Origin of the sequence: Mesorhizobium silamurunense (genome assembly GCF_014843825.1) — a bacterium.
GTDB classification, from domain to species: Bacteria; Pseudomonadota; Alphaproteobacteria; order Rhizobiales; family Rhizobiaceae; genus Mesorhizobium; species Mesorhizobium silamurunense.
Genome location: NZ_JHQR01000177.1, coordinates 24,743 through 33,155 on the forward strand (window position 1 = coordinate 24,743; position 8,413 = coordinate 33,155).

Consider the following 8,413-nt stretch of genomic DNA (forward strand, 5'->3'; position numbering starts at 1 on the left):
CTCAAATCATCGCCATGCCGCCATTCACATGAATGGTCTGGCCGGTGACGTAGGCCGCTTCGTCCGAGGCGAGATACGCGACCGCCGAAGCAACCTCGGCGCTGGTGCCCATGCGCTTGGTGGGAATCGCCGCCATGATCGCCTCCTTCTGCTTGTCGTTGAGCTTGTCGGTCATGGCCGATTCGATGAAGCCCGGGGCGACGCAGTTGACGGTGATGTTGCGGGTGGCGATCTCCAGCGCCAGTGACTTGGAAAAGCCGATCATGCCGGCCTTGGAGGCACAGTAATTGGTCTGGCCGGGATTGCCGGTGACGCCGACCACGGAGGTGATGTTGATGATGCGGCCATGGCGGCGGCGCATCATCGGATGGGTGAGCTCGCGGGTGAGCCGGAACACGGCGGTGAGGTTCACCTCGAGCACCTGATCCCAGTCGGCATCCGACATGCGCACGAACAGGCCGTCCTTGGTGATGCCGGCATTGTTGACCAGGATGTCGACGCCTTCGAGGTCGGCCTCCGCCTTCTGGCCGAGCGCCTTGACCGCATCGCGATTGGTCAGGTCCGCCGGAAAGAGTTTCACGCGCTCGCCCAGCTCGCCGGCCAGCGCTTCCAGCTTCTCCACACGGGTGCCGTGCAGGCCGACGATGGCGCCCTGGCTGTGCAGCACCCTGGCGATCGCCTCGCCGATGCCTCCCGATGCGCCGGTGACGAGCGCCTTGCGGCCGGTCAGTTCGAACATTTTCATCTCCCGATTTCAGAGAGCACCCTTCGCACGGATGCGATCAAATCGCCAGCGTGTCAGCCCAACGCGGCCAGCGCTGCCTCGACTTCCGCCGCCGTGCCGATGGCACCGGTGGCGATGTCGCGGTTGATGCGCCGCGCCAGGCCCGACAGCACCTTGCCGGCGCCCACTTCATAGAGCGTCGAGACGCCGTTGGCGCCGAACCATTCCACCGTCTCGCGCCAGCGCACGCGGGCAACCACCTGCTCGACCAGGCGGCGGGCAATCTCGTCCGGATCGCAGGTCGGGGTGACGGTGACGTTGGAGACGATGGGAACCACAGGAGCGCTCTTGGCCACCCCGGCGAGCGCCTCGCGCATGATGTCGGCGGCGGGCGTCATCAGCGCCGAATGGAAAGGTGCCGAAACCTGCAGCATCAGCGCCCGCTTGGCGCCCTTTTCGGTGCAGAGCTTCGCCGCCAGCTCGACGGCCGCCTTGGCGCCGGAAATGACGAGCTGGCCGCCGCCATTGTCGTTGGCGACCTGGCAGACCGCTCCTTTGGCCGAGCCTTGTGCCGCTTCCGCGCAGGCGGCTTCGACATCGGCCTGCTCCAGCCCGATGATTGCCGCCATGGCACCCTCGCCCGCCGGTACCGCAGCCTGCATGGCGTTGCCGCGGGTGCGCAGCAGCCGCGCTGCATCGGCGACCGACACGAAGCCGGAGGCGGCAAGCGCTGAATATTCGCCGAGCGAATGGCCGGCGACGTAACCCACCTTGTCCTTCAGCGAAAAGCCTCCCGCTTCCATCGCCCTTAGCGCCGCAAGCGACACCGCCATCAGCGCCGGCTGCGCGTTGGCCGTCAGCGTCAGGGTTTCTTCCGGTCCTTCCCAAATCAGCTTCGACAGCTTTTCGCCAAGTGCAGCGTCAACTTCCTCGAAGACGCGGCGCGCCTCGGGAAAGGCATTGGCGAGATCCTTGCCCATGCCGACGGCCTGGCTGCCCTGTCCCGGAAAGGTGAATGCGACGGCCATTTTAGCGTCTCCAACGGCTTGTTTTTCCCTGCCTCTGGCGCAAGGCGGACGGCCAAGTCAAGCCCGCAGGCACCAGTTCAGCACCTATTTCGGCTGGGAAATCGGCCGAGTTCCCTGTTCCGAAAGGCTTTTTGGCGATCACACCTGATGAAAACCGCTCACGAATCGTTTGCTGGCTCTTCTTATTTCCGCCACAGGCGCTAGCTTTGCGTGACATTTCGATGACAGTGGCGTGACGCGTGTGGAAGACGCGTGACATGGGCCGGGGAAGCAAAGTGGCTAGGATCAGGAAAGGCGCGGCCAAACCCGCGCCGCAATTTTTGGAAGACGATCCGTCCACCGGCTATCTGCCGGGGCGGAGATGGCCGATTGTCCGCTACGGACTCGCGACGCTGCTTGCCTCCGCCCTTCTGGTGTTCGCCATCGAATGGATCGTGCGCGGCGACTTCTTCGGCACGGTCGACTTCTTCCTGCAGCCCTTCAAGCCCGGCTGGACCACTATCATCGTCTTTTCGCTGGTGCTGATCGGGCTCGACGCCATACTTGGCCGCAGCCACCAGAGCCTGATGATCGTCGCGCCGCTGACGCTGGCATTGGCCTTTGTCGGTCACCAGAAATCGCACTATCTCGGCGATCCGCTCTATCCGACGGACTTCCTTTACGCGCGCCAGATCATGGCGCTGATGCCGCTTCTGGTGCGCGAGCGCCCCTGGACGGCCGTACTGCTTGCGGCGGCGATCGTCGCCAGCCTCGCGCTGCTCGTCTACGGCTGGCGGCTCTGGCGCCGGCGCGTGCCGATCCTCAGCCGCAAGGGACGGCTGGCGCGGCTGACGCTGACCGTGCCGCTGCTCGCCTTCTTCGTCTCGATCATGGACTACGCCACCTTCTCGTGGACGCGCGACAGGCTGCAGATCATCCCGATTATGTGGGACCAGAAGGAGAACTACGCCTCCAACGGCTTCGCGCTCGCCTTCGCGATGAACGTGCCGATGGCGCATGTCTCGGCGCCGCCCGGCTATTCCGACAAGACGATGGACGCGATCGCGCGTCCCGAGGTCGCCGCCTCGATGCCGGACCAGAAGCCCGACATCATCGTGGTGATGAGCGAATCCTTCTGGGATCCGACGGAGCTTCCCGGCGTCAGCATCAAGCCAGATCCGATCCCGACGGTGCGCGCGCTGCGCTCGGGCTCGATGTTCTCGCCGGAATTCGGCGGCATGACCGCCAATATCGAGTTCGAGGCGCTGACCGGCTTCTCCAACGCCTTCCTGCCGGCCGGCAGCATTCCCTACCAGCAATATGTGCGCACGCCGACGCCGTCGCTGGCGACCTTCCTGAAGAGCGAAGGTTATAGGGCGCGCGCCATCCACCCGGGCACCAACTGGTTCTGGAACCGAGGCGCCGTCTACGCCGATTTCGGCTTCAACGACTTCCGTTCGGAAGAGACACTGCCGCCGATGGAGAAGCGCGGGCCGCTCGCTTCCGACGCGGCGATGACCGACGAGATCATGCGCGAGGCCGATGCCAGCGAGGACCCGGTGTTCCTGTTCGCTGTCAGCCTGCAGAACCACGGGCCTTACGAGCCCTACCGCTACTACAATCCCACCCATGCGATCGACGCGCCGATCAGCACCTGGGCGCGGGAATCTCTGCTCTCCTACGCCGAAGGCTCGGCCGATGCCGATCGCGGCCTGCAGCGCCTGATCGAGTGGGCAAAGAAGCGCGAGCGGCCGACCATCGTCGCCTTCTTCGGTGATCATCTGCCGCCGCTCGGCCCCGTCTATGTCGAGACCGGCTTCCTCAAGGACAATGTCGCGCCGCGCAAGGAGCCGACGCCGGAAGCGGCGCTCGAGCATCACGACACGCCGCTGATCATCTGGTCGAACCGCTCCGGCCCGGTGGAGAACCTGGGCTCGGTAAGCCCGGCCTTCCTGCCTTACCATATCCTCACCACGGCCGGGATTTCCCACCCCTATTACACCGGCTTCCTCGGCGCGCTGCGGGAGCGCTACCGGGTGGTCGACCGCAACCTTTTGCTGTCGCCCTCCGGCGAGGCGACGCCCGATTGGGCGAGGCAGAAGAAGATCGATCCGGCAATCAACGATTTCCGGCTGATCCAGTACGACATGATGTTCGGCAAGCGCCGCGTCGCGCCCGACCTCTTCCCCGAAACGGTCGCCCCGCTCGTCGCCCACACCAGCTGAGCCGGCCACCAATCCACGAGCGCCGGAGACTTTCGGCCCTGCGGCATCGTGGGATCGCCGACCCTGTCTCCCGCGCTTGCCTTCCTGGCAAATTGCTGTATAGACGCCGGCAATCTGCCGGTCCTTGCTGGGGGCTGAACGGAGGGCCGTGGCTTTAGAAGGCCACGTCATGAAGCCAGAAGCGCTTTTGGCCTCCCGTGTCTCCGCTCTCGACCGTCTCGTGATGCTCCTTTCTTCCCCGCTCCGTCGCGACCGGGTCAGACAAGTTGCAGAGGCTTAGCCGCGAGGGCCGGTAAGAGAAACGAAGAAAGGCAGAAAAACATAATGGCTCTTTACGAACATGTGTTTCTTGCCCGGCAGGACCTGTCGCAGCAGCAGGTTGATGCGCTTGTCGAACAGTACAAGGGCGTCATCACCGCCAATGGCGGATCGGTCGGCCGGATCGAGAACTGGGGACTGAAGTCCCTTACCTACCGGGTCAAGAAGAACCGGAAGGCTTACTACACGCTGATGGACATCAACTGCCCGCCGGCCGCGCTCAACGAAATGGAGCGCCAGATGGGCCTGTCGGAAGACGTCCTGCGCTTCCTCACCATCAAGGTCGAGGCGCATGAGGAAGGCGCCTCCGCGATGATGCAGAAGCGCGAAGAGCGCTCCGAGCGCGGCAGCTTCGGCGATCGCGACCGTGGCGATCGTGGCCCGCGCTCGTTCGGCGATCGCGGTGACCGTGGCCCGCGTTCGTTCGGCGACCGTGATGGCGGCGACCGCGGTCCGCGCCGTCCGCGCGAAAACGTTGAAGGGGGTGCAGAATAATGGTCGACATCAACCAGATCCCGACCCGGCGCCCGTTCCATCGCCGCCGCAAGACCTGCCCGTTCTCCGGCGCCAACGCCCCGAAGATCGACTACAAGGACGTGCGTCTGCTGCAGCGCTACATTTCCGAGCGCGGCAAGATCGTGCCCTCGCGCATCACGGCCGTCAGCCAGAAGAAGCAGCGCGAGCTCGCCAAGGCGATCAAGCGCGCCCGCTTCCTCGGCCTGCTGCCCTACGTGGTTCGCTAAGCTGAAGTATTGATGCGGGCGGCTTGCCGCCCGCTTCAACCCCACGGCGACGGGCGCCGCAAGGGTAGGTTCAAATCCCGAGTTGAGGCCATAAACCTCTAACTGCCGCGACAGGCAGGACAGCGACACCGGGCGAAGTCCCTTTTTGCTTCCTGACCTGTTCCAAAAGAATCCGACGTCATCCCCGATGGCGCCAAACCGAAGGAACGAAACCATGGAAGTCATTCTCCTCGAGCGCATTTCCCGCCTCGGCCAGATGGGCGACACCGTCAAGGTCAGGGACGGGTTCGCCCGCAACTTCCTGCTGCCGCAGGGCAAGGCGCTGCGCGCCAACGAAGCCAACAAGAAGAAGTTCGAGGGCCAGCGCGCCCAGCTCGAAGCCCGCAACCTGGAGCGCAAGTCGGAGGCCTCTGAGATCGCCGAGAAGCTCGACGGCAAGAGCTTCATGGTCGTGCGCTCGGCCGGCGAGACCGGCCAGCTCTACGGCTCGGTGTCGACCCGCGACATCGCCGAACTCTTGACCGCGGAAGGCTTCACCGTCAGCCGCAACCAGATCGAGCTCAACCAGCCGATCAAGACCATCGGCCTCTCCAATGTCGCGATCGCGCTGCATCCGGAAGTCGAGGTCACCGTGACGCTCAACGTCGCCCGCTCGGCCGAAGAGGCGGAGCGCCAGGCCAAGGGCGAGATGCTGACGACCGCCGAAGCCATCTATGGCGAGGACATCAACGACAACGCTCGGCCGGAGAATTTCTTCGACCCGAGCGCCGAGTTCGAAGGCGGCGAAGACAACGCCTGATCAACGGGGCTTGATCGACAAAGGCCGGAGCACTGCTCCGGCTCGCAGGCCTTCCAGAATTTCTGGACTAATGCCCGGGCACACGACCCGGGCATTTTTATGCCAAATGGAACTTTTCGAACCCCTATATCTTGAGGCAAACTATAGCGTCGCGCGTCCTTTGGACGCAGAAATGACGCCATAGTACCTGTGACTTTCGCGCAGGGCGCTCCCGAAACCGGTGCCGTTTTCGGGCCACGCGTTTGGAAGTCAGCCTGACTTTGAGGGAACATTTGGTCATGAATATTCTTTTGAAGCGCATTCTCGACCGCTTGGTGCGCACAGGCAATCTCAAGGTCACCGGGCCGAAGGGCTCGGCCGTCACCTTCGGTGACGGCAGCGGCGAGCCGGTGCACATGCACATCAAGACCAGGCATGCCGAGCGCGCCATTAGCTTCGACCCGATGCTGGCTGTGCCGGAAGCGTATATGGACGGCGAACTCGACATTCTCGAGGGTGGCGTGCTTGGCATGATGCGCATTGCCTTCCAGAACATGGGCAGCGGCGGCATCGACGCCACCTGGTCGAAGGCGATCGAAGGCCTGCGCCATGCCTTCCGCCGCCTGCAGCAGATCAACACCGCCTCGCGCTCGCGCCGCAATGTGCAGCGCCACTACGATCTCTCCGGCGAGCTCTACAAGCTCTTCCTCGACGAGGACATGCAGTATTCCTGCGCCTATTTCGAACAGCCCGACATGACGCTGGAAGAGGCGCAGGTCGCCAAGAAGCGCCACATCGCCGCCAAGCTCAGGCTGAAGGCCGGCCAGACGGTGCTAGACATCGGCTCCGGCTGGGGCGGGCTCGGGCTTTATCTCGCCAAGGCCTTCGACGTCGACGTGCAGGGCGTGACGCTTTCGACCGAGCAGCACGGCGTCGCCACCGACCGCGCGCATGCGCTTGGCCTGCAGGACAGGGTGCATTTCGAGCTCAAGGACTATCGCGTGCTGAACGAGCGCTTCGACCGCATCGTTTCGGTCGGCATGTTCGAGCATGTCGGCGTCAATCACTATCGCACCTTCTTCGACAAGGCGGCGACGCTGCTCAAGCCCGACGGGGTGATGCTTCTCCACACGATCGGCCGTTCCGGCGTGCCGTGGGCGACCAGCGCCTTCGTTCGCAAATACATTTTCCCGGGCGGCTACATCCCGGCGATGTCGGAGGTGATGCCGGCGATCGAGAAGTCCGGCCTAGTCGTCACCGACATCGAAATCCTGCGCCTCCATTACGCCGATACGCTCAAGCATTGGGGCGAGCGCTTCGCCGCCAACCGCGACAAAGCGAAAGCGATCTATGACGAGCGCTTCTGCCGTATGTGGGAGTTCTACCTCGCCGCCTCGGAAGCCGCCTTCCGCTGGCAGGACCTGGTGATCTTCCAATTCCAGATCGCCAAGAAGAACGACACGCTGCCGATGACGCGCGACTACATGGCCAAATGCGAGAAGGCGCTGGAGCTGCGCGATCTCGGCCACCAAGAGCCGGCGACGCCGGCGGCCAAGCCTACCCGCCGCAAGAAGGTGGAATAGAACCTCGGCGATTGCCGCTTGCCATTGCGGCCTGACGCCATGAAAAAGGTCTCGTTCGCGAGGCCTTTTTCATGACGTACTTGATCTACATCGCAGCCGCGCTTGCCGAGATCGCCGGCTGCTTTTCGTTCTGGGCCTGGTGGCGGCTGGCGAAGTCGCCGCTCTGGCTGGTGCCGGGTCTGGTGTCGCTGGCATTGTTCGGCTTCCTTTTGGCGTTGGTCGAAACGAACGCCGCCGGCCGCGCCTACGCCGCCTATGGCGGCATCTACATCGCCGCTTCGCTCGGCTGGCTGTGGCTGGTCGAAGGCGTGCGCCCCGATCGCTTCGACCTCGCAGGCGCCGCGCTCTGCATCGGCGGCGCCTCGGTCATCCTGCTCGCGCCAAGAGGAGCCTGAAGTGGAACTGCCCGCCCCACTCCGGCAAGGCGTCGACAGCCTGCTCGAGAAGGTGCCGCTGCCGGCGCTGAAACAGGCCGCGAAAAAGCTTTCCGAGCGCTATCGCGCCGAGCTACGCGACGGCCGCCTGCACATGGCGGAAGACATGGCGGTGAAGGCTTACCTGGCGACCAGGCTGCCCGCCACCTACGCCGCCGTCCGCGCCAGCGTCGGCGCGCTGACCGATGCCTGTCCCGATTTCCAGCCGAAAAGCCTGCTCGACATCGGCGCCGGACCTGGCACCATGCTTTGGGCCACGGCTGAGGCCTGGCCTGAGCTCGAACAGGCGGTTCTGGTCGAGGCGAGCGCCGCGGTGCGCAAGGTCGGCCAGTCGCTGGCCGCCGGCGCGATCGCCGTCCGGACCAATTGGATTGCCGGCGACGCCACCATCGATCTCGTCGGTCTCGAGCCCGCCGACCTCGTCAGTGCGACCTATGTTCTGGACGAGATCGTGCCCGCCTCGCTGCCGAAGCTCATCGACCGGCTCTGGCGGTTGACGGCCGACTCGCTGCTGATCGTCGAGCCCGGCACACCGGCCGGCTGGCAGCGCATCCTCGTCGCGCGATCGCAGCTCATCGAGGCCGGCGCGCATGTCTCGGCG

General features: G+C 64.5%; 9 protein-coding genes. 7 read left to right on the top strand and 2 right to left on the bottom strand.

The features are described 5' to 3' along the window. Window position 1: 1 nt before the first annotated feature. Together fabG and fabD are read right to left on the bottom strand one after the other, a co-directional pair. On the bottom strand, window positions 2-739 hold the full coding sequence (fabG, locus tag DH10_RS19930) for a 3-oxoacyl-[acyl-carrier-protein] reductase (protein WP_192385253.1): 738 nt from the start codon (window positions 737-739) through the stop codon (window positions 2-4). Between the two features lie 59 nt (window positions 740-798). Next, the gene (gene fabD, locus DH10_RS19935; RefSeq protein WP_192256488.1) at window positions 799-1,752 is read right to left on the bottom strand and encodes an ACP S-malonyltransferase; all 954 of its coding nucleotides are present in this window, start codon (window positions 1,750-1,752) and stop codon (window positions 799-801) included. Window positions 1,753-2,009: 257 nt separating this feature from the next. Between fabD and DH10_RS19940 the strand changes: the two genes are divergently transcribed. The 7 genes from DH10_RS19940 to DH10_RS19970 all read left to right on the top strand — a co-directional run. Then, window positions 2,010-3,956: an LTA synthase family protein gene (locus tag DH10_RS19940; RefSeq protein ID WP_192256490.1), complete on the top strand. Its 1,947-nt coding sequence runs from the start codon at window positions 2,010-2,012 to the stop codon at window positions 3,954-3,956. A gap of 324 nt (window positions 3,957-4,280) precedes the next feature. Beyond that, window positions 4,281-4,769 (top strand): 30S ribosomal protein S6, encoded by a 489-nt coding sequence (gene rpsF / locus DH10_RS19945; protein WP_192256492.1) that lies wholly within the window; start codon window positions 4,281-4,283, stop codon window positions 4,767-4,769. Next, window positions 4,769-5,017 (top strand): 30S ribosomal protein S18, encoded by a 249-nt coding sequence (gene rpsR / locus DH10_RS19950; RefSeq protein WP_006203718.1) that lies wholly within the window; start codon window positions 4,769-4,771, stop codon window positions 5,015-5,017. Before rpsF ends, rpsR begins: the two co-directional genes overlap by 1 nt. 214 nt (window positions 5,018-5,231) lie before the next feature. Then, the gene (gene rplI, locus DH10_RS19955; RefSeq protein ID WP_192256494.1) at window positions 5,232-5,816 is read left to right on the top strand and encodes a 50S ribosomal protein L9; all 585 of its coding nucleotides are present in this window, start codon (window positions 5,232-5,234) and stop codon (window positions 5,814-5,816) included. A 278-nt stretch (window positions 5,817-6,094) separates the two neighbouring features. Then, complete coding sequence (locus tag DH10_RS19960; RefSeq protein ID WP_192256496.1) at window positions 6,095-7,378, top strand: cyclopropane fatty acid synthase; 1,284 nt, start codon at window positions 6,095-6,097, stop codon at window positions 7,376-7,378. 71 nt (window positions 7,379-7,449) lie between these two features. Further along, complete coding sequence (locus DH10_RS19965; RefSeq protein ID WP_192256498.1) at window positions 7,450-7,773, top strand: YnfA family protein; 324 nt, start codon at window positions 7,450-7,452, stop codon at window positions 7,771-7,773. A gap of 1 nt (window position 7,774) precedes the next feature. After that, a partial coding sequence (locus tag DH10_RS19970) for a small ribosomal subunit Rsm22 family protein (protein WP_192385254.1) occupies window positions 7,775-8,413 on the top strand: 639 nt, incomplete at its 3' end.

Bases quoted from the DNA above. Each gene is read 5' to 3' on its own strand.
- fabG (WP_192385253.1), bottom strand. From the start codon at position 739: ATGTTCGAACTGACCGGCCGCAAGGCGCTCGTCACCGGCGCATCGGGA.
- fabD (WP_192256488.1), bottom strand. From the start codon at position 1,752: ATGGCCGTCGCATTCACCTTTCCGGGACAGGGCAGCCAGGCCGTCGGC.
- DH10_RS19940 (WP_192256490.1), top strand. From the start codon at position 2,010: ATGGGCCGGGGAAGCAAAGTGGCTAGGATCAGGAAAGGCGCGGCCAAA.
- rpsF (WP_192256492.1), top strand. From the start codon at position 4,281: ATGGCTCTTTACGAACATGTGTTTCTTGCCCGGCAGGACCTGTCGCAG.
- rpsR (WP_006203718.1), top strand. From the start codon at position 4,769: ATGGTCGACATCAACCAGATCCCGACCCGGCGCCCGTTCCATCGCCGC.
- rplI (WP_192256494.1), top strand. From the start codon at position 5,232: ATGGAAGTCATTCTCCTCGAGCGCATTTCCCGCCTCGGCCAGATGGGC.
- DH10_RS19960 (WP_192256496.1), top strand. From the start codon at position 6,095: ATGAATATTCTTTTGAAGCGCATTCTCGACCGCTTGGTGCGCACAGGC.
- DH10_RS19965 (WP_192256498.1), top strand. From the start codon at position 7,450: ATGACGTACTTGATCTACATCGCAGCCGCGCTTGCCGAGATCGCCGGC.